This window comes from Methylophilus medardicus, from assembly GCF_006363955.1.
In the GTDB taxonomy this organism is placed as follows: domain Bacteria; phylum Pseudomonadota; class Gammaproteobacteria; order Burkholderiales; family Methylophilaceae; genus Methylophilus; species Methylophilus medardensis.
On sequence record NZ_CP040948.1, the window covers coordinates 1,881,705 to 1,902,706 of the forward strand.

Annotated in this window: 23 protein-coding genes; 6 read left to right on the plus strand and 17 right to left on the minus strand. The window is 51.9% G+C overall.

Features of this window, described 5'->3' with window-relative positions; all coding sequences use genetic code 11:
• Nucleotides 1–35: 35 nt before the first annotated feature.
• Nucleotides 36–2,069, minus strand: coding sequence for an AsmA family protein (locus tag FIT99_RS08910; protein ID WP_140003969.1), 2,034 nt, complete (start codon nt 2,067–2,069; stop codon nt 36–38).
• A gap of 173 nt (nt 2,070–2,242) precedes the next feature.
• Between FIT99_RS08910 and iscX the strand changes: the two genes are divergently transcribed.
• From iscX to FIT99_RS08925, 3 genes are read left to right on the plus strand one after another with little or no spacing between them, the layout of a single operon-like run.
• Nucleotides 2,243–2,437 carry a Fe-S cluster assembly protein IscX gene (gene iscX / locus FIT99_RS08915; protein WP_140003970.1) on the plus strand — a complete coding sequence of 65 codons (195 nt, stop codon included), beginning with the start codon at nt 2,243–2,245 and terminating at the stop codon, nt 2,435–2,437.
• Nucleotides 2,438–3,844 (plus strand): phosphomannomutase/phosphoglucomutase, encoded by a 1,407-nt coding sequence (locus FIT99_RS08920; protein ID WP_140003971.1) that lies wholly within the window; start codon nt 2,438–2,440, stop codon nt 3,842–3,844.
• 11 nt (nt 3,845–3,855) lie between these two features.
• A complete protein-coding gene (locus FIT99_RS08925) occupies nt 3,856–4,368 on the plus strand; it encodes a retropepsin-like aspartic protease family protein (RefSeq protein ID WP_140003972.1) in 513 nt (170 codons plus the stop codon).
• Nucleotides 4,369–4,454: 86 nt separating this feature from the next.
• Here the strand turns inward: FIT99_RS08925 and FIT99_RS08930 are convergent, their stop codons facing one another.
• From FIT99_RS08930 to FIT99_RS08945, 4 genes are all read right to left on the minus strand, one after another.
• Nucleotides 4,455–4,898 (minus strand): hypothetical protein, encoded by a 444-nt coding sequence (locus FIT99_RS08930; protein WP_140003973.1) that lies wholly within the window; start codon nt 4,896–4,898, stop codon nt 4,455–4,457.
• A 121-nt stretch (nt 4,899–5,019) separates the two neighbouring features.
• On the minus strand, nt 5,020–6,573 hold the full coding sequence (locus FIT99_RS08935) for a M48 family metalloprotease (RefSeq protein ID WP_140003974.1): 1,554 nt from the start codon (nt 6,571–6,573) through the stop codon (nt 5,020–5,022).
• Nucleotides 6,574–6,602: 29 nt separating this feature from the next.
• Nucleotides 6,603–8,234, minus strand: a complete 1,632-nt coding sequence (locus FIT99_RS08940; protein ID WP_140003975.1) for an alpha-D-glucose phosphate-specific phosphoglucomutase — start codon at nt 8,232–8,234, stop codon at nt 6,603–6,605.
• Between the two features lie 91 nt (nt 8,235–8,325).
• A complete protein-coding gene (locus FIT99_RS08945; protein WP_140003976.1) occupies nt 8,326–8,985 on the minus strand; it encodes a YoaK family protein in 660 nt (219 codons plus the stop codon).
• Nucleotides 8,986–9,176: 191 nt separating this feature from the next.
• Here FIT99_RS08945 and pqqA (FIT99_RS08950) point away from each other — a divergent pair, with 191 nt between their 5' ends.
• A complete protein-coding gene (gene pqqA, locus FIT99_RS08950) occupies nt 9,177–9,248 on the plus strand; it encodes a pyrroloquinoline quinone precursor peptide PqqA (protein WP_081624291.1) in 72 nt (23 codons plus the stop codon).
• Between the two features lie 63 nt (nt 9,249–9,311).
• On the opposite strand, the gene FIT99_RS08955 is transcribed toward pqqA (FIT99_RS08950), so the two are convergent.
• On the minus strand, nt 9,312–10,127 hold the full coding sequence (locus FIT99_RS08955; protein WP_140003977.1) for a sulfite exporter TauE/SafE family protein: 816 nt from the start codon (nt 10,125–10,127) through the stop codon (nt 9,312–9,314).
• A gap of 93 nt (nt 10,128–10,220) precedes the next feature.
• Here FIT99_RS08955 and FIT99_RS08960 point away from each other — a divergent pair, with 93 nt between their 5' ends.
• A complete protein-coding gene (locus FIT99_RS08960) occupies nt 10,221–10,847 on the plus strand; it encodes a LexA family protein (protein WP_140003978.1) in 627 nt (208 codons plus the stop codon).
• A 63-nt stretch (nt 10,848–10,910) separates the two neighbouring features.
• On the opposite strand, the gene pqqA (FIT99_RS08965) is transcribed toward FIT99_RS08960, so the two are convergent.
• The 5 genes from pqqA (FIT99_RS08965) to FIT99_RS08985 all read right to left on the minus strand — a co-directional run bounded on the left by pqqA (FIT99_RS08965) (nt 10,911) and on the right by FIT99_RS08985 (nt 14,795).
• Nucleotides 10,911–10,982, minus strand: coding sequence for a pyrroloquinoline quinone precursor peptide PqqA (gene pqqA, locus FIT99_RS08965; RefSeq protein ID WP_081624291.1), 72 nt, complete (start codon nt 10,980–10,982; stop codon nt 10,911–10,913).
• 154 nt (nt 10,983–11,136) lie between these two features.
• Nucleotides 11,137–12,429 (minus strand): translesion error-prone DNA polymerase V subunit UmuC, encoded by a 1,293-nt coding sequence (umuC, locus tag FIT99_RS08970; protein ID WP_140003979.1) that lies wholly within the window; start codon nt 12,427–12,429, stop codon nt 11,137–11,139.
• Nucleotides 12,407–12,859 (minus strand): LexA family protein, encoded by a 453-nt coding sequence (locus tag FIT99_RS08975; RefSeq protein WP_140003980.1) that lies wholly within the window; start codon nt 12,857–12,859, stop codon nt 12,407–12,409. The genes umuC and FIT99_RS08975 overlap by 23 nt, the downstream gene beginning before the upstream one ends.
• Nucleotides 12,860–13,101: 242 nt before the next feature.
• On the minus strand, nt 13,102–13,968 hold the full coding sequence (locus FIT99_RS08980; RefSeq protein WP_140003981.1) for a DMT family transporter: 867 nt from the start codon (nt 13,966–13,968) through the stop codon (nt 13,102–13,104).
• 134 nt (nt 13,969–14,102) lie between these two features.
• Nucleotides 14,103–14,795 (minus strand): type 1 glutamine amidotransferase domain-containing protein, encoded by a 693-nt coding sequence (locus FIT99_RS08985; RefSeq protein WP_140003982.1) that lies wholly within the window; start codon nt 14,793–14,795, stop codon nt 14,103–14,105.
• Nucleotides 14,796–14,905: 110 nt separating this feature from the next.
• On the opposite strand from FIT99_RS08985, the gene FIT99_RS08990 reads away from it, so the two are divergent.
• Complete coding sequence (locus FIT99_RS08990; protein ID WP_140003983.1) at nt 14,906–15,802, plus strand: LysR family transcriptional regulator; 897 nt, start codon at nt 14,906–14,908, stop codon at nt 15,800–15,802.
• A 6-nt stretch (nt 15,803–15,808) separates the two neighbouring features.
• Here FIT99_RS08990 and FIT99_RS08995 read toward each other — a convergent pair whose 3' ends face one another.
• The 6 genes from FIT99_RS08995 to FIT99_RS09020 all read right to left on the minus strand — a co-directional run bounded on the left by FIT99_RS08995 (nt 15,809) and on the right by FIT99_RS09020 (nt 20,997).
• The gene (locus FIT99_RS08995; RefSeq protein WP_140003984.1) at nt 15,809–16,447 is read right to left on the minus strand and encodes a response regulator; all 639 of its coding nucleotides are present in this window, start codon (nt 16,445–16,447) and stop codon (nt 15,809–15,811) included.
• Nucleotides 16,444–17,820, minus strand: coding sequence for an ATP-binding protein (locus FIT99_RS09000; RefSeq protein WP_140003985.1), 1,377 nt, complete (start codon nt 17,818–17,820; stop codon nt 16,444–16,446). Before FIT99_RS09000 ends, FIT99_RS08995 begins: the two co-directional genes overlap by 4 nt.
• 169 nt (nt 17,821–17,989) lie before the next feature.
• The gene (locus FIT99_RS09005) at nt 17,990–18,952 is read right to left on the minus strand and encodes a beta-propeller fold lactonase family protein (RefSeq protein ID WP_140003986.1); all 963 of its coding nucleotides are present in this window, start codon (nt 18,950–18,952) and stop codon (nt 17,990–17,992) included.
• 183 nt (nt 18,953–19,135) lie between these two features.
• Entirely contained in the window at nt 19,136–20,086 is a 951-nt protein-coding gene (locus FIT99_RS09010; RefSeq protein WP_189524727.1) for a beta-propeller fold lactonase family protein, read from the minus strand.
• Nucleotides 20,087–20,206: 120 nt separating this feature from the next.
• Nucleotides 20,207–20,626, minus strand: a complete 420-nt coding sequence (locus tag FIT99_RS09015; protein ID WP_140003987.1) for a thioredoxin family protein — start codon at nt 20,624–20,626, stop codon at nt 20,207–20,209.
• Nucleotides 20,623–20,997 carry a hypothetical protein gene (locus FIT99_RS09020; protein WP_140003988.1) on the minus strand — a complete coding sequence of 125 codons (375 nt, stop codon included), beginning with the start codon at nt 20,995–20,997 and terminating at the stop codon, nt 20,623–20,625. The genes FIT99_RS09015 and FIT99_RS09020 overlap by 4 nt, the downstream gene beginning before the upstream one ends.
• Nucleotides 20,998–21,002 lie beyond the last annotated feature (5 nt).

Below are 21,002 nucleotides of genomic sequence, written 5' to 3' on the forward strand. Positions count from 1 at the left end.
GGTTCTTTTTTGCCTGTCTCCCCCTCATGCCTGATTCACCTTTGCTTACGGGTTTTTAACTGTTGCAAGGTATGTTGACAGCCATCATCGTGGACAGCGGAAGCACTGCCAGGATCAAGAAATGGCAAGATGGCGGCAAATGGATTGATCAATGCCAGCAAAACCCCGCCTGCAACCCGCGCGGCAATCGGGCCGGGACTCACCGTCACTTGCGGATCGACAAAGGGACCGGTCACCAAAATTGGCGCACGCACGGTAAACGGCGAAAAGTTTTTCGGACTGGCCTGCACATTCAGATTGAGTTGCTCCTGACCCAAATTCACCTCGCCCTGCATCGTCACCGTGGTCACCGGTGTATCAATCAGGGCGGCATCAGGCGTCAATACCCCTTGTTTCGCGTGCCATCCCATCACGGCGCATTGCATCGGCAAAGGCTGATCGCCCTTGATCAGCACGCCCACCGCTTGGGCGATATCCAAGCCTGCCGCCTCAACGACTAAATGTGAAATTTCACCTTTTGCCACCATGAACGCCAATTCGCCATCGAGCGATTTGAGCAATGCAGCAGTCGAGCGTCCCCGCCCTTGCAGTTTGGCTTTGCCACTCAACTGCCCCTGAATGTAAGGCGGTGGCGTTGGGGGATGGGCTTGCTGGTCGGTTTTTTTGCTGGCGGCAGGCGCCACATTTAACCATTGCTCCAAGCGCACATCGCGCACGGCTAACTGAATATCCCACGCAGGCGCCGGGGGCGGTGACAAATCCTCATTGGTGGAATCATGTGCGTCGATGCTGAGCGCGCCTGACAGCGTGCCTTGCGCTGTGCTGGCTTGCAACTCCGCAAGACTCAATTTGTGTTTTATCAGCGTCAGCCGTAATTTAAGTGGGGCAATCCGCTGCTTAAATGCTTTGCCTAGATCTACAGCGTCAAGGTGCACATCAATATCCGCGTTCATGCGGCCATAGGTGGTAAAGTCCAAAGATTCATCAGGAAAAAGCTTACCCGGATGCGCAACGGTCGTTGCACTGCCTTGATCTGCACCGAAAGCCGGCGCCAAATCGGACAACATCAATAAAGCGCCTTGCAATTTACCGCTGAGCATGGGGGTTTCGGGCGCAAAGTCATACACAAACTGCCCAGATAATCGACTGCGGCCAATCTGCGCAGTGGGAATATCCACTTGCCATTGATCAACGCCTTTTTCAATCATGGCATTGACCTTAAAAGCTGCTGTGCGCGGAAAAGTCAGGTTCAACAAATCCCCCACATCTGCCAGTGAATTCCCCTTCACTTCTACCTTGCCCTTGACACGTTGTGTGCCAAACAGGTCATAAACCATGCCGCGAAATTGTGCTTGGACGGCACCATAATTCAACCAGCCTTGCGCGTTCATCGGCGGCGAGTCCTTTGTTTGGGTGGCGACTGGTAAAAAACCTTGCGTGACCAGTTCCCCTTGAATGGGCAATCGGCGAAACTTACCGGTTAATTTGACGCGTGATTCAGGTGTGGCTAAATGCGTCCCTTCTTCGGTAAAAAAATCGACCGTGAGTTGGGCGTCAGTGACGGCATCTGATACATTGGCGCGCCCTTGCGTGACTGCAAGCTGCTCAATGCGCGGAAACGGCCGCGGAGGACTAGTCTCCTCTAGGGCAAACTCCCAACTGGCATGCCGATCCGCCCGCCGGAGGAGTTCAGCATTGAGCTGATCGGCACGAATCGACTCGACCCGGTAGGGATCGCCCGCTTTGAGTGTCAATAGATCACGATAGCGCAGCTGCAAGTCCAAGCCGTGCGCATCCACAAAATAAGGCGCTTCAAACCCCTCTGGCGCAGAAATTTTTAAGCCGCCCGCTTGCAAACGAAGCCCGCCCAATAATTGCAGCCGAAACGGGCGTTCGATCTCCACCTTTCGATGCAATTGTGCCTGCAGCCACTGTTGCATCGGTTGCCGTAAAAATGGCCAGCTCGCTATTTCGCAGAGGATCACAGCCAATATCAGGGCGACCACCCCCCCGGCAAACCACCAGCGCTTGGAGAGATATTTTTTGCTTGTTATTTGGGTATCATTCATTAGTGGGGATGATGCCGTTGATCAGCGCGCTTGACCAGTCCGGTCTGTCCGACAGCGATGTAGGTGGATTCCGGCAAACCAGCAGCATGCAGTCAGTTATAACTTGCAGTCAGTTATAACTTGCAGTCAGTTATAATGGGATCATTGATATTTGAACACTGGAGCTGATTGACATGAAATGGACCGATAGCCAACGTATCGCCGAAGAACTCTACGACAAGCACCCCGAAATTGACCCTAAAACCATTCGCTTTACCGATCTGATGCAATGGGTGATGGCACTGGATGACTTTGACGATGAGGCCTCGCATTGCGGCGAAAAAATTCTGGAAGCGATTCAGTTAGCCTGGATTGAAGAAGCCGAATAAATGACAACCGCCCTGCCAGCGTCCATTTTTAAAGCCTATGATATCCGGGGCATCGTCGGTGACACCCTGACCGAACAAGGGGTGCGCGAAATTGGTCGAGGCTTAGGCACCCTGGCAAAAGGCCAGGGGCAACAAAGCGTGTGTGTCGGCTATGATGGTCGCCTTTCCAGCCCCATCCTAGCGGCGGCATTGACAGAAGGCATCGTCGAAACCGGTATTGATGTGGTTGCCTTGGGCATGGTCACGACTCCCATGCTGTATTTTGCCACCCACTACTTGGCGCACACCAACAGCGGCATCATGATCACTGGCAGTCATAATCCGCCTGCCTACAATGGCTTAAAAATCGTGATCGCAGGCGAAACACTCAGCACAGACGCGATTCAGGCGCTGAGAGAAATCATTGCGCAACAACAATTCAGCCAGTCGACCCAGCCGGGCAAAACCTCCTTTTACGATATTCTGCCGGCCTATCGCGAAGCGATTCTGTCTGATGTCCAATTGGCAAGACCACTGCGTGTGGTGATTGATGCAGGCAATGGCGTTGCAGGGGCGTTTGCGCCAGCAATATTCGAAGCGCTCGGTTGTGCAGTTGACCCAATGTTTTGTGAGGTGGATGGGCACTTTCCCAATCATCATCCTGATCCGGTCGATGCGCACAATCTACAAGCGCTCATCGCCAGACTTCACACCAGTGACGCAGATATCGGTATCGCCTTTGATGGGGATGGCGACCGCTTGGGCGTCGTCACCTCCTCTGGCCAGATCATTCGTAGCGATCGCCAACTCATGTTGTTTGTTGAAGACGTCCTGCGCGAACAACCAGGCAGCACCGTGGTGTTTGACGTGAAATCGAGCCGTCATTTAACCGCTTGGATACAGCAACACGGCGGCAAGCCGGTGATTTGGAAAACCGGACACTCGCTGATGAAAGCCAAAATCAGAGAAACCGGGGCAGCCCTGGGTGGCGAACTCTCAGGCCACTTGTTTTTTAATGACAGCAAGCAAGGAAAACCACGCTGGTTTGGTTTTGATGACGGGCTATACAGTGCCGCCCGCTTACTGGAGATTATTAGTCGCAGCCCCAATGCGAGCGCCGTGCTTGAAGCCATCCCTGACAGTGTGAATACCCCGGAGCTGCAGATTGCCATGCCAGAAGGGGAATCGCATGCTCTGATTGCTCAGTTACAAGACACCGCGCAATTCGCAGATGCGATTGAAATCATCACCATTGATGGCCTGCGCGTAGAATATGCCGACGGTTTTGGGCTGATTCGCGCCTCTAACACCACGCCCGTATTGACCCTGCGCTTTGAAGCGGATGACATGCCAGCGCTCACCCGTATTCAACAGGCATTCAGGCAAATACTAGCCGAGCGCAGACCAGACTTGAAAATTCCTTTTTAAACCTCCATTGAATGAGCATGCGATATGCCACTCAACAACACCAATCTCGCGGACGCGGTCTGCTCTATACCATTGCTTGGCTTGGCCTAGCCGCCCTCGTGTGGGTGCTGGTAGAGCGCGTTCAACATCCCAACACCCTCGAGCAAATGGGCCAAGACGAAGTTGCCAGCCTCAAGCGCAGTCCAGACGGTCATTACAGTGCCGAAGCGCTCATCAACGGCGAACGCGTGCGGGTGCTGGTCGATACGGGTGCCACCGGCGTTGCCATTTCACAAAGCGTGGCTGACCGCCTCGGTTTGTCCAGTCAAGATGCCATTAATACCCACACGGCCAACGGCAATGCTGTGTCTTATTTGGTCAGACTCAAAACCGTGCAACTAGGTGGGGTGATTGCGCATGACGTTGCCGCCACCATCTCCCCCGGCCTCGAGGGAGATGCTTTACTTGGCATGAGCTTTTTAGGCAGGATGGATGTGCGGTTGTATCGCGGCGTGATGACCATACGGGATGCAAAAGCGGAATAAAATTCCCGCTTGGCAAATCCCGATGCCACCCAGAGGTAACCAATTGGAAAGATGCGTGCGCAAATACCTTGCCCACGCAGGAAAAACTAAGGTGCTTCAGCAGGCAACGGTTTACCCTGCTTAATGATATTGACTGCTTGCGCAAATCGTTTATGAAAAGTCGTTTCGGTTAATGTGGTGGCCACATTCACTGTCACGCGGCGTTTCGTCACCACGGTCACTTTGGTATCGTCATTTTCAAGCGGTTCTACCCATGCGCCCATGACTGCGCCCCAAGACACTAAATTCACCCCACTGCTGGTGAGCATATAGTGCTGGTCACGATGCTCTTCAATCGCATCAGCGCCTTCCCATCTAAACACCGTTTTTGCGATTTCCCATGCTTGAGCTTCGCTCACCGCATACTGCTTGGTGGTGCCTTCTGCGCCACTTTGTTTCACTTTAACAACATCTTGCATGGTGGAACACGCAGACACCGAAAGCGCCAGCGCAGTGAGCATGGCACTGGCTATTCTTTTTGAGACATTCATTATTTTTATTCTTTCCAATGGTGGGTTCAATACAGATTGGTTAATTTAACCGAACGAGACATTAGCAGATTTTAAAAAACAACGCTATTTAGCCAACGGCCTAAGCCACTATACCAAAACTTTAATTCGCCAGTTCGGCGCCTTCTACCACCACCCGGAAAAACTGTAAGGCCGCTTGGTCTTGAATACGAATACCCGTTGCCACTGAGCCGCGCTTACCTGGCGCAATCCCGCCAGTAATCAGCATCGAACGCGTCTGGTCAAGCAAGCGGCCACGGCTATCGTATTGCAGCATGCGCACCTGCACCCTGCCAACTGGCACACTGCTGTTATTTTGTACTGCGGCATACACCATACCGGTATTGTCAGCCAGGGGCCCTGAGGGAAGATAACGGGCAGGGTTACGCGGTAAATCGATACGCATGGCGCGGCCCGCGGCTTCTTTACCAATCTCAGAATCTGAGCTGGCCGCCAATTGGTAATGTTGCAACGCTAGCGACGTTTCGCCACGGCCTTCGGCAATTTGCCCGAGCAACGCGTAGCCGGGGGCGGTGGGCAGCAGCGTATTGGCTTTCTTCAAAAATGGTTCGGCCTGCTCTTTTTTGCCGGCATTAAACAGCGCAATCCCGCTTTGCACATAAGGCTTGAAGTAATCAGGCTGCATCTGAATGGCTTTGTCATAAAACGCCAGTGCTTCTGTGGTGTTTTTCTTGGTCAGCGCGATATCGCCCAACAGCTCCTGAAAGCGTGCCTCGTTTGGCTCTATGCCAATGGCTTTTTTGGCCAATGCCTGCGCCTTGTCAGTATCGCCTTTTTGCAACGCCTGCTTGCCCTCATCATAGGCTTGATAGGCCGGACGCGTCGCCATCAGTTTGGCCACTTTTTGTGCATACACGGCCTGCCCCATTTCACCCCCAGCGCCCAATTCAACCAGTGTTTTCTTGTTATCATCCACCCGCGCTTGTGAAGGTGGATGGCTGGCAAACAAGCCACTGATAAAGTCTTGCCGCTTGCCCTCACTTAAACGAACAAAGGTTTCTTGCAGGGTGACCGCCGCGGCTGGGTCATAGCCGGCCAATTTCATATACTTCATGCCGTAGAGATCTGATTCAGATTCGGCATCACGCCCATACTTGCTGGTGATTAATTGCCCGCCTAGCTGCGCACCGCCGACCACCAAGTTCGCATAATTAGAATCGCGTGTCGCCAAGCCCACTGCCAACATGGCGCCTTGCATAAACATCCCGCGCTCCATGCCTTTCGCCCCATGACGGGCGGCAGCATGGACAATCTCATGGCCTAGCACGGCAGCCAGCTCGGCCTCGCTGTGCAGTTCATAGAGCAACCCGCGATTAAACGCGATTTTGCCCCCGGGCATCGCCCAGGCATTGGGCACCGAATCATTCAGCACCACAAACTCATAAGGTAAATCTGGCCGGTCTGATACCAGTGCCAGCTTTTGGCCCACTTGTTGCACATAGCGCGTGAGTTCAGCATCCAGTGTGTAATCGCCGCCTTGTGATTGGCGGGCGGGGCTGTAATTTTGTTGACCGAGCTGAATCTCTTTGTCTTGCGACACAAATTGAAACTCACGCTCTTTGGTGACAGGATTGACCCCGCAAGCCAGCAAGCTGGCCGAAAGCAGCATCGGACAAAGCAAGGTTTTTTTCATCATGGTCGAGCCCTATGCGTCAGCTTTCAGCATTAAGTAATGACCGTTGGCTGTTGCCTGCCGGTAAGCTGTGGCAATTGTGAGATCTGATTTGAAACCGTGATCAGCGCGGCCAAGGCTTCTTGCGCATCCATCTGTTGTTGGGCGGCATCTTCGGTAAAAGCCTCGAGATAGACGCGAATGGTCGCGCCCTCGGTGCCAGTGCCCGACAAGCGAATCACGACCCGCGAGCCGCAAGCAAATAAAATTCGCAGGCCTTGCCCGGTGCTGACCGCGCCATCGACTGGATCGGTATAACTGAAATCATCCACGGTTTTCACGGTGTAGTGGCCAAAGACCTGCCCTGGCAAGCTGTTAAATTGCGCTTTAATGTGCGCGATCACCGCATTGGCTTGTTCGGTCGGCACCCCTTCGTAATCGTGGCGTGAATACACATTGCGGCCATAAATCTGCCAATGTTTGCGCACCAGTGACTCCACACTCTCACCAGTCGCCGCCAGCAAATTCAGCCAGCACAACACCGCCCATAAACCGTCTTTCTCGCGGACGTGATCGCTGCCGGTACCAAAGCTTTCTTCCCCACACAAAGTCACGCGGCCCGCATCCATCAAGTTACCGAAAAACTTCCAGCCCGTGGGCGTTTCGTAGCAATCAATGCCCAACTTTGCCGCCACGCGATCCACCGCGCCACTGGTTGGCATCGAACGCGCAACCCCTGACAACCCTTTGGCATACGCCGGGATCAATTTTGCATTGGCTGCAATGAGTGCCAGACTGTCAGACGGCGTGACAAAAAAGTGATGGCCTAGAATCATATTACGATCCCCGTCGCCGTCTGAGGCAGCTGCAAAATCCGGCGCATGCGCGCCATAGGCAATTTCTACCAAATCTGCGGCATAAGTGAGATTCGGGTCAGGGTGTCCACCACCAAAGTTTTCTGATACTTCGCAATTCATCAAACAATCGGCAGAGGCACCCAGCCGATGGCCAAAAATTTCTTTTGCATAAGGGCCGGTCACCGCATGCATAGCATCAAATTGCAGTCGATGGCCTGCAGCCAGCCACCGCTTAATCGCAGCAAAATCAAACATCTGCTCCATCAGGTCTGCGTAATCCCGCACAGCATCAATCACTTCAATCTCAAAACCATCTAGCGTGGTCACGCCAACACTGGATAAATCCACTGCTGGCAAATCGACGATCTTGTATTGGCTAATGGTCTTACTTTTGGCAAAAATAGCATCGGTGATTTTTTCTGGTGCAGGCCCACCATTGCTGGTGTTGTATTTGATGCCAAAGTCATCATCGGGGCCAGCCGGGTTATGACTCGCCGACAGAATAATGCCGCCAAAGGTCTGGTATTTCCGAATAATATTGGAGGCAGCAGGTGTCGATAAAATACCATGTTGTCCTACTAGCACTTTGACAAACCCATTGGCAGCGGCCATCTTAATGATGACCTGTATGGCCTCCTTATTGTAAAAACGACCATCCCCACCCACCGTTAACACCGCATTCGCAGGAATCTCCAGGGTATCAAAAATACTTTGGACGAAGTTTTGTAGGTAATGGTCTTGCTGAAAAACGCGCACTTTTTTACGCAAGCCAGAGGTACCGGGTTTTTGATCGGCAAAAGGCGTAGTAACAACAGTTTGAATCGACATGGCAGTGGCTTCTTGAAATGTTAAAAATACGATAAACGATTGTATTACAAATGCATGACAGTTTTATGTGATTTGCCGAACAATCCATGCCTTATTGGACATGGTGTCTGAGGCTAAAATACAACACAGACAACCCAATAAGATGACACACCGCCAGCCACAAAGCATTAAAAGACCAGTGAACAAAACTATAGGCGCCCAACACGCCGCCAGTGACAAAGCCGCTAATCAATAACAGATAAAGCAACAGTCGCCGTTGATCCACTGGCTGTCCGCGCAAACTTAAGCCGAGTGCGATCCCAATATCGGTAAACAAGCCAGACACATGGGTTGTCCGCACGACGGCACCACTATAGGTGCTAGTCATCGCATTTTGCAATCCACAGGCGGCAGAGGCCAGCCACTGGCCGCTCTGCAAGCCTTGATTGAGCAGCAAAATGGCCGTGATCAACAATCCGGCTTCAAGCCACAAGGCAAGATGATATTGACGGCCGAGCTTGAGGGCTTCGTGACCAATCACCAGACCACTGAGCATCGCACCCGCGACAAAAAATACGATCACACATAACAAATGCAACACCTGCAACGCGTCGCCATGCATGATTTCTATTGAGAAAAAAGTCGAAATGCCGGTGAGATGCGACACCGCCTGATGGCGAAAACCCAACACGCCTACCGCATTCACAAAACCAGCATTCAAGGCCAATAAAAAGCCGCCCCACTCTACCCACCGTGGCAATCGCTGCATCATTTAACTCACTCCTTTGCGTGGCTGGCTTTATTCTACGCCGCCAAGGCACATTCAGTTTGGCAAACTACGTAAAATCATGAGGTGACTTTAAGGATTCACTTCAGGGGCTTTTTGCAACGCAAGGGTATGATTCGAGTCATACAAACGCATCAACATTGATGCGTTTTAGTAAACAACCCAAGGAGATGATTATGTGGACTAAACCAGCTGCTACTGAAATGCGTTTTGGCTTTGAAGTGACAATGTACGTCATGAACAAATAATCAGCTTACGCTGAAAAAAACCCGCTTTAAAGCGGGTTTTTTATTGCCTGTCAGCATCGAAAATCAAGCCAGTTGCGACCACAACAAGTTGAGACTGACACCCATTAAAAAACAAGCAAATATGCGCTTTAATATCTTCACAGGCAATCGCTTAGTCAATGCCACGCCTAGCGGTGCAAACAATACACTGAGTGGCGTGATCAACATAATCGCTGGCAGATACAACAGACCAAACGCCATAGGCGCATGCACTGACTGTACTAGTGCATCTTGCACATAGCTCACTGTGCTGGCGAGTGCAATCGGAAAGCCTAGCACGGCCGAAGTGCCAATCGCTTGTTTGACAGAGACCTGGCGCATGGTTAGATAGGGCACGGTCAGCGTACCGCCGCCGATCGACACCAGCGCAGAGATCACGCCAATGAGCATGGATACCAAGCCAATTTCAATCTTTCCGGGCAATTTTTGCGGACTTGGCTTGCGGTCAATCAATAATTGTATTGCAGCAAACAGAGTAAAACTGGCAAAAAACACGGTTAGATAGCGTGCATCCAGCCGGATCGCCACCAGTGTCGCCAGTAAAGCCCCCAAAAAGGCCATCGGCACCATTGACCACACATAAGGCCAGACAATATTCTGGTTTTTATGATGCGCGATAATGCTAGAAAGCGAAGTAAACACGATACATGCCATAGAAGTCGCCAATGCCATGTGAAAAGCCACATCACTCGCAAACCCTTTGGCGACTAATATGCCATGTAACAACGGTACCAACACAATACCGCCGCCAATACCCAATAGGCCAGACAACACACCAACCACCATGCCGATCAGACAAAATAAGGCGTATTGCTGAAAAAAAACAGTGATCCAATCCATGCAATATTCATTCGTTTAAACCGCGATAGTATACCTGTAGCCTGCGCATATTTTGTTTGCCTGCGGATTGAAAAATGTTGTTACAATAATCAAATGAGCGAACAACTTGAAAAAAAAGTCGGTGGTAAACGGCCCGGTGCTGGGCGAAAGCCAGGCTCCGGTCTTTACCAAGAATCCACCACCGTCATGCGGGTGCCTGTCAGCCAAAAAGCGGTTGTCAGCGACTTGTTGGCCGCCTATGCTAAAAAACAACAACGCCAGCAATACCGTTATGATCTAGATAGCCCGCAGGGATTCGAGCAGCCCGGCCTGCATGTTCAAGCTTTGGCTTTACCCCTTTACCAATCTAAGGTGCCTGCGGGCATTCCTTCTCCGGCAGATGATCACGTTGACCGTCGTCTCGATCCCAACACCTATCTTATTGATAAAGCCGATTCAACTTTTTTTGTGACGATACAAGGCGAGTCAATGATAGAGGCAGGGCTGATGCCCGGTGACAAAGCCGTGGTCGATAAAGCGAAAGTCGCCGTTGTGGGCGATATCGTGCTGGCGATGATTGATGGCGAGTTCACCATTAAAACACTGGCCAAACAACCTAATGGCCACCCAAAGCTGCTACCCGCCAACGCCTCGGGAAAATACCAGCCGATCCTGATTCAGGGTCAGATGCAGTTTGAAATATGGGGCGTTGTCACCGGTTCATTCCGTCGCTTTCGCTAAACGACATTGCACAATAAAAAAACCCGGCCTAGGCAGCCGGGTTTTCTCAACACTAAAGTACGATTACTTGTTCATCACGTACATAGTGACTTCAAAACCGAAACGCATTTCGGTAGCAGCTGGTTTAGTCCACATAATGATCTCCTTTGTTGTTTTCCCGAACCGACCCTATGTCTGGTCCGTGTGAATGTATTATCGACGCATACATGCTCAAACCTGTTATTGCCGATCATGAACCGCGATTAAGGAATTTCATGAAACAGGGCTCATGCCGTGAGCCCACCAATCCTTATCGGACGGTGAGCAATTCACGCCAGCTCCCAGTGTAATTTTGACTCAGATAATGACGTTGCATGCGCCATGTCTGGACGCCCGCTTCGGCGGCCACCTTGATGGTCCCCTTGGCATACTTCATGTTGATCTTATCCATGACCTCCATTAAGGCTTGGGATTTAGGATCGTCATGGCTAAACCCAAACAGATCGCTCTGCAGTGCTTTGTTGGACACCGTGTCCAGCATCATGACGCCGCACTTTTGATAATACACACCAGGACGGTAGATTTTTTTGAGCAACCACAAAGCGGCACGGATGATTTTAGGCGTCGAATTGGTGGGGGATGGAAAGCCCATCGACAAACTATTGGCATAGTATTGCGCTTGGTCATGCGGGCTATTCATGATAAAAACAAAAACACCATTGGCATATAGCGCTTTGGTGCGCATTCTTTCAGCCGCCACGCCGGCATGAAAAGCAATCGCCTGACTAAGTGCCTCCAATGTAGACGCCCGTTGACCAAAAGAACGCGAGCTCATAACCTGCTTGGCCTCAGGCAAGGTGTACTCCATCTCAATCAACACCTCACCGTTCAACTCTTTAACTGTCCGCTCAAGTACTACGCCAAAGGCATCCCGGATGCGTTTTGGATCTGCATTTTTTAACCGCAATACGGTATGCACGCCCAGCTTATTCAGTTTTGCTTCTAATCGATGACCAACCCCCCATACCTTAGACACCGGAAGCGCAGCCAGCATCTGGTCGAGCTCGGTCTGACTCAGTTGTGTGAGATCACACACGCCCTGCCAGTGCGCCTGTTTTTTTGCACAATGGTTGGCCAATTTGGCTAATGTTTTGCTATAGCCGATGCCAACACAAATAGGTAACCCGATAGAATCCTTTACATCCTGTTTGATGGCCTGACCATAGTCCGTCAAATTGCCAGGCATACCGGTCATCTCTAAAAACACCTCGTCAATCGAGTACTTTTCCATCTTTGGTGAGTACCTAGACACAATGGTCGCAAATCGGTTACTCATGTTTGCATAGAGCTCATAATTGGATGAAAAAACGACGGCACCCAATTTTGTTGCGGCGTCTTTGATCTCGAACCAGGGGCGAGCCATATAGATGTCCAGATGTTCTTTCGCCAACCGATTTTGCGCAATGACACAGCCGTCGTTATTGGATAACACGACGACAGGTTTACCACGAAGATCAGGACGGAACACCTCCTCGCAGGAGGCATACATCGAATTCACATCCGCCAGAGCGAACACCCGCCTAGTCGAAGGAGTGAATGACATGCTGCACCACCCCCCAAATCACCAGCTCCTGCCCCTCAGAAAATTCAATGGGTGGATAGGCTTTGGCTTTGTTCTCTGACAACAGACGAACGACTTTTAATCGCTTATACAAGCGCTTCACGACGAACTCGCCATCGACAATGGCAATCACGATATTAGAAGACTTGGCCTTGGGACCTAAGGCTTTATTCACAATCAGTTTTGAGCCGGGAAAAATGCCGGCGTCGATCATCGAATCAGCCTCTTTTGCCACCTGCACAATAAAAGTTGCCGGTGGATCGGTAATCAGCAATTCATTGAGATCCAGCGCTTTCATCTCGTAATCTTGCGCCGCAGAGGCAAAACGTGACTGCCCAGCGCGGACCTTGCCTTCAAAAAAAGGAATCAGAACGACTGAAGGCTGCTGGCAAATGGGGATAACGTGCTGCATAGACGAATCATCCAAGGTACGTCTTAAAGGGTCATCGCAAAGGCACCAATCCGTCGTAGTGGACTGGGCCGATGATCAAATGTGTAATCTTCTTCATGGTTCATAATGAATATTGTAACAACAATCACAATATTATTGTAACAATATTCAAACAATATTTTATGTGCACATGCGCGCATGACAAACGCTGCCAGCTTGGCAGCCCACCAAACGCGATGCACCCTCTTTAGTCGCGGGGTCGGTTAAGCTTTTTTAGATAGGGATACCGAACTGAAGGTGACCGCACTGATGACGAGGATAGCCCCTATCCACTGCGCATGACTGGGTGGGGTGTGCTGTATCGCGGCGATCAGCATGGTGGTGACGGGCACTAAGTTCATGAAGATCGCGGCTTTCGATGGCCCCAGATGCGCAATGCTGGCGTTCCAGAACAAATAAGCCAATACCCCACCGCCGAGTGACATGGTCAGCAGGGCAGCGCCCGCATGGAACGTGGGTATCACCACAGGATCCCCATGCCACAAGGCGGCGGTACTCAAAGCCATCGCGCCAAAGGTCATGATGCCAGTGGTATTTGCAATCCCGCTCACCTGCTTAGGCATCATTTTTTTCACTAACACGTTATACAGTGCCCAATTCACTGCGGCCGTCAAAATATAGATATCGCCGACGGCGATCTGCAATTGTGCCCCGGCACCCAAGACAACAATCGCCACGCCGGCAATCCCCACCGGGAAAGCAATCCACTGCTGCGTGCTAGGCCGGTCTCCGAGCATCCAATAACCGAGTATGGCGGTCAACAAAGGATTCAAGGCCATGATCAGCGCCCCGTTGATCGCAGAAGAAGTTTCCATGCCCAAAAAGAAAAACAGGTTGAAGCCAAATACGCCTACCACCCCTAGTGTTAAATACGCTTTCCAATGTGTTAGAGACAACGCAGTGTGTCTCAGCCAGACAATCAACATCATCGCCAGTGCGGCCAATACATAGCGACTGGCCCCTGCTACGTAAGGGCCCATTTCAGCTATCACTGGACGCGCCAGATTAAAGTTCGCGCCCCAGAAAATGGCCGCAATGGTGGCCATCAAATACGTTTTCAGCAGATGCATTGGATTTCTTTATAAAAGTGAAACAGGGGTGACAAGGATACAGGCCAACACTCAGTTATAGCCTGCGCCTCCCTTGGACGTCAATCCCTTCAACGATCAACACACGGTATTGCGCCGCCTCACAACATCAGTGCTCATGATGGACGGTTAGCCTGTAGCCAGTGCACGAGTGCCTCGGCAGCCATGGCAGACGAGGCTGGGTTTTGACCGGTCATCAGCAATCCATCCGTCACAACATAGGGCTGCCAATCCGCGCCTTTTGTGAACAGTCCGCCTTGGCTATTCAGCATGTCTTCCACCAGAAAAGGCACTATGTTGGTCAGGCCAACTGCCGCCTCTTCGGTGTTACTGAAGCCAGTGACCTGTTTACCTGCAACCAATGGACGGCCATCGGCTTGCTTCACCTGACGGAGCACGCCTGGTGCGTGGCAGACCAGCGCAACCGGTTTCCCTGCATGCAAGGTAGATTCGATCAAGCGCACAGAGTCAGGGTCTTCAGCCAGATCCCACAGTGGGCCATGTCCTCCCGGGTAAAACACTGCATCGTAAGTGTCTTGCGACACGCTATGTAATGGCACAGACTGCGCTAAGGCTGTCATCGCCTCGGCATCGGCTTCAAAACGTCGTGTGTCTTCGGTTTGAAAGTCAGGTTCATTGCTTTTGGGATCAAGTGGGGGCTGACCGCCTTTAGGCGACGCGAGCGTCAATTGTGCGCCTGCTGCCTTAAACGCATAATAAGGCGCGGCGAGCTCTTCCAGCCAAAAGCCGGTTTTGCGTCCAGTATCGCCAAGCGTGTCATGAGAAGTGAGTACGATGAGTATGTGCATAAATAAAATACCTTTAATGTGAGTGATGGGGTTGAGGAATCATGCGCCTTTTGATTTCATTTATGAAATTTATTATGTATATTCTAGATATTTATTAAGTGAATATTTAAATGCGCTACGACCTCAACCTGTTACGCGTATTCATTGCATTAATGGAAGAACGCAGCGTGACACGCGCAGCGGATCGCCTCGGTATTACACAGCCCGCTTTGTCTAACGCATTGAACCGGCTGCGTGACATGCTGCAAGACCCGTTATTTATTCGTGAGCGTTATGGCATGCAACCGACGCAAAAAGCGGAGACCTTGGCGCCAGGCATCATAGAGGCAATCGGTCAACTGGACGGGCTGGTGCTAGAGCAGCAGTCCTTTGACCCGATGCGTGCCCAAATGATGTTTACCTTGGCGCCTAACAGCTATGTCGAATATGTGCTGATTCCAGCAGTGGTGGCTAAATTGCGCGTGCTCGCACCGGGTATCAAACTGCGCATTACGCCTTTTGGTAATGACCTGGCTGAAACCGGGGTGATTTCAGGCAGTACGGCGCTGGTGCTGGGACGTATCGTCGATCCGCCAGACAACTTGATTGTGCAGCATCTCATGGATGACAGTCTCGCTTGTGTGGTGCGGGCGGATCATCCGACCGTGGGCAACACCCTCAACAAGGCCGAGTATGAGCAGCTCAAACATGTCAATGTAATGCCGCCGGGGCGCATGCGTGCCGGGCTGTTTCAAGCCTTGGACCGACACGGCTTGAAACGGGAGGTCGCGGTGTCGGTCACGCACTTTCTTTCGGTCCCCGAAGTGATTGCGGTCACCGATTATTGCACCACCTTACCGCATCAGATCTGCCGGCGCCTAGCCAATGATCCGCGCTTAAAAATCTTACCCACCCCGGTAGACTTGGGCACCTTTCCGGTGGAGATTGCTTGGCATGTCAGATATCGACACGACCCTGCGCATCGTTGGCTACGTGCATTGATTGAAGACGTGGCCCGTGCACTTTAGTAACTGTTAAGTAGCGTCAATCAGCCCATGCTTCATCGCCAGCCTTACCATTTCCACCGGGCTATTCACCGACAGTTTCTGCTTAATCAGGGTATAGTAATTGGCCACGGTTTTCTGGCTGATTTTCAGCATATCGGCGACCTCTTCTACCCGCTTGCCCTCTGCCAACAACCGGAACACCTCAAACTCGCGCGAAGTGAGTTGTTGTAGCGGATTGCTTTCGCCTATCAGTGTTTGCAGGGCGACTTTTTGCGCCACATCTTGACTTAAAAAAGTGCGGCCTTTGGCCACATCTAACACCGCCTGCACTAAATCCTCAGCGACACCGGTCTTGGTCACATAACCTTTCACGCCAGTTTTAAGCGCTTGTGAGGCAAAAGAGACCGCTTCATGCATCGAAAAAATCACAATTTTTGCTTGTGGATAACGCTGCAAAATACGCTTGGCCGCCTCCAGCCCGCCCATCCCCGGCATAGAAATATCCATCAACATGACGTCGGGTACTATTTCACCATAGACCTGATAGGCCGCTTCACCCGTCTCCGCCTCCGCCACGATTTCAATGCCTTTGTGCGACTCTAACAAGCGCCGCAGACCAGAGCGCACGACACTGTGATCATCCACCAACACCACTTTAACTGTCATTTTGCTGCTTCCTGAAACCCTTGAATTGTTTGAAAACGCACTTCTATGCGTGTGCCTTGCCCAGGGACGCTACTAATCTGCATAGCGCCCATCAGCCCCTCTACCCGCTCCTGCATGCCTGCCAGCCCATAACCGCGACTTTGCACACGGGGATCAAACCCACGCCCATCATCGGCAATCATCAAGTAAAGGCCTTGCGGGGTTTCATTCACCTCTATCGTCACTCGCGTCGCTGCTGCATGCTTACTGATGTTGGTCAGGCACTCTTGCAAGATGCGGTACACCGTCACCGCGATGGCTTCGTCGGGGGGCGACAAATGGTTAGAAATCGCATTCACCACCATGATGCCGCGATTGCGATCGCGCCAATGATGTATGAGTTCGGCCAAGGCCAAGCTCAGGCCGAGTTCATCCAGCACCCTTGGCCGCAATCGCGCCAGAATGTCTTGAATCGTAACCATCATTTGTCGGGTGATTTGCGCAATGGCCTGCGCACTCTCACGTGCAATGCTGAGTTTTTTTGCCGCCACCAGCGCACTGGCATCGACGTGCACAGCGGTAAGATATTGGCCGATTTCATCGTGCAAATCGCGCGCCAGCTTCTTACGCTCTTCTTCCTGTAGGTGAATAATTTGCTGTGTCAGTCTGTGGTTGTTGCGGATGCTTTGCTCAAGCGTGCTGGCCATGCTGTTAAATTTATCGCTGATTTCACTCAGTTCAATCTGCTCAAAACCGGGCAAGCGGCTTTGGTACTCGCCCCGTTCAATCTGGTTTAGGCCATGAATAATCTGCTTGACCGGCTTGAAGGTGGCGCGCACTGTCCAATACACAAAGAGCAGTACACTGAGCCCGAACAAGCCCACAATCGCTAGCAAGCCAGAGGTATCATCCCAGATTTCACGCAGCTCAAAACTGGGGTCAGGGGTGATCACTAACTCACCGATGGCGCGCCCATTCAATGCAATATGCTTGCGTTTAGGCTCATTGAGTACACTGGAGATATCTAACAGGCTGACAAACCACTTCGGCGGATCTTCACCAGTATGGACGATACGCGTCGAGCGGTTGGATTCACGCAATTGCCCGCGCATGTCAAAAAAGTCGACTTTCAAATGACGGATATTGGTCAACTCTTCTAGCCTGAAGATATTAATTTGGCCATCTTGTTTATGTGCCAGCCAAGCAAAATCAGTCATGTAATGCGCGATTTCTGCGTCGAGCAAATGCATCACCAGGTTGGTGGTGGACTCGACCTCCGCCAGCACATCTTCCCGCGCATTTTTAATCACGGACACCGCCCAAGTCAGCAACAACCCCAGCAAAAGCAGGGTAATAATCAGATTGAGTTTGAACTGTAGGCTAAACGATTTCATAACACCGGGAAGATTCTAAAGACTATTCAGTAAAAAAAATCGGGAATTTTTCCCGACCGATGTAGCAACGGCCTCTATTATAGAAGCAGTCTACTGAAACAAGAACCGACGTCGACCGTGCCAACCAGTGTTCGCGCGCGTAAAAGAAATGCAATTGACCGCCGGCAAACTAACGGATCACCACCCCCCAGGGCAGCGTTCCCACCGGGATATCTTTCAACTTAACTTGCGCCTCGGTATCAATCACCGAAACGCTATTACTGCGCCCATTCGCCACATAGAGTTTTTTGCCATCCGGCGTGAGCGCCATATTCCAAGGGCGTTGCCCGACCGCGACAGTCGCGATCACTTGGCGGCTAGCAGTGTCAATGATACTCACCGTGTGATCGCCGCCATTACTCACATAAATGCGGCTACCCTCTGCATTCACTTTCACCCCATTGGCTCGCAAGCCCACCTGAATATTGGCTTGCACTTTCCAGTCTGCGGTGGAGACAATTTCGAGCAGATTTGCCGCCTCATTTGCCACATAAACCCACTTCGCATCTGGACTGAAGCCAATGCCGCGCGGATGCTTGGTGGCCGCAATCAGATGCACAGACTGGCGCAACTTGAGATCAATCACATCGACATTATTGCTTTTTTCATTACTGGCCAATAACCACTGCTGGTCCGGTGAAAACAAGCAGTGTTCTGGGTTGGTGCCCTGCGTGGGAATGGTATGCACCCGTTGATGCGTCTGCAAGTCGACCAGTGCCACGGCGTTTTCTTCTTCTAGGCAAGCAGCCAGCCAACGCCCATCTGCGGAGATATCGATGCCCTCAGGCTCATCGCCCACCTTGATCAACGCCGTCTGCTTGCCTTGCGAGGTGTCGATCACAGCGACGGCATTTTTGTCGCGGACCACCACATACAACTGTTGACTGCTAGGATGGATCGCCGCCGCTTGCACTTTTTTACCCAGGCGCCCTTTGACTGGCAAGCGGTTAACCACCGCATCGGTCTGGGTATCGATGACTGAAACCGTCCCATCTTTTTCATTGGGCACGTAGGCAAATGGTTGAGCAAAAACAGGCGAAGAGAGGCTGACCAAACTGGCCGCAAGCATGATAGTTGGCAGGATTTTTTGCATAGAGCGTCCTAAAAAAATCGACCAGTTGCTGCAACAACTGGCCTTGAACATGGAGATATACTTTATGCAAATCAATTAAATTCATCATTTAAATGATGATTGCATCTTAATGCGACTTCGCAGCCGTCAATAGTGGCAGGATTCCTGATTTCACTAGGATAACTTCCCATCCTCCACAGCCGTTTAATGGACATGACCAACGAATTGGCCGAATGCCCGTGGTTGTGCGCCTACGCGGATCGGCGCCTGCAGGGACAAGTGATCGGCGTCAATCACCGTCAACACGTTATCCATCCAACTTGCCACCAGCAGTTGCTGATGCGCAGCATCATAAGCGATGCCTTCCGGCGTGCCTGCCACGCGCATCGTGCGCAACAATTGGTGCTTATTCAGATCAATCACGCTCACGGTATCCTCCCCCGTATTCGTCACAAACAAACGCTGGCCCAGCGCATCCGGCGTCGCACAATAAGGACGACGACCCACGGCGATTGTGGCAACGACCTCATCACGTTGGGTATCGATCACGCTGATGGTGTCTGAATAGACATTCACAACGAATAATTGCTTGCCATCCGGTCGGAGACTAAGGCCAAACGGGTGTTGCCCAACTTTGATTCGGGCACGCCGCTGGTGCGTCTGCGTATCAATCACATGCACTTCATTGCTATCGCGACTGGCCACATATAACGTGGCTTCATCGTGACTTAATTGCAGGCCACCAGGGGCTGGCCCCACCTCGACTTGCGCGATCACGTCACCGTGTTTGGGGTCGACGACCAACAAGCGATCGTGATACCAATCAGCCACATAGACACGATCACCAGCCTGATTGACGGTGATGCCTACCGGCGCGATGGGCAATGGGATGGTATGCGTGACTTGCTGACGCCGCATGTCAATCACCGTCAATGAGTGACCTTCCACATTGCTCACGTACACTTTTTGCTGACGGCGATCAATAGCCACCCCAACCGGTGCCTGACCCACCACTATCGTATTCACCACCTGGCGTTGCTGCAAATCCACCACCGACACGGTGTTATCCCCTTGGTTGGTGATATAGGCATAGTCGGCGGCCGGCGCAGTCAGCACCCAGCCAAGGGCCAGCCAAACACCGATTGATCGCATCATCGAATACATCTGCCGATTGGTCTTAATAGGGGACATCGCAATGGGATGCCCTACCGCATCAGCACTATAGGCGCTGATGCCTGCCACGGATTGAGCATCTCTCCCGCAAGCCACCGGGATTTATTCACGGGGGCTGGCGGGGGCGGCACTCAGCGAGCGTGCATGTAGGGGCGCTTTTTGCGCAAAATGGCGATTAATTGCTGTCATTTCCAGCGCTTGCCACATCTGCACATGCTGTCGCAGCGCGTGCGTATGCATGGCGCCGACCACACGGTCGATCACTACCCGATCGCGAATCGCCATGAGTGCAGGCACTTGCGTGACCTGAAAGTTGGCCGTGAGGTCTGTGGCCGTATCGATATCAGCGACGGCAAACAATGCCTGCGGCGATTGTGAGGCAAGCTCGGCAAAAACTGGCGCAAATTGCTGGCATGGTGCGCACCACTTGGCGGTAAATAAAACAATCACAAACGGATGTGCGGCAACCAGGCCATTAAATTGGGATTGGCCGTCTAACGATTGAGGCAGGTTGGATTTCATGGAGACTCCTGAGAAGGTAAGCCCGCTGCTGGCAGACGCTTGATCGTGCTAAGGGTCCAATGCTGCGGGCCGGCAATACTTTGCGAACAGCCCAGCGCCACTTCAGGCTGCTGCGCGGTCAGCAGATGCCGAGTATGGTCAGCGGTTTGCACTTGCATAAACCAACGGTCTACCCAGACTTCTGTCGGGGCGTCAGCCGTTGCTAGTACTAAATCGGTGAGCCTGACTGAAATCAACTGGCCGCCATGCGCGAGACAAAGTGAATCATCGGATTCAACCAATTGGACCCTTGCCTCGCCCTCAGCCGCTAACGCCGGCTGGCCTAACAGCATGACCAGCAGGCCGAGGGCGTAGCCGCATAAAGTAGTCATTGATG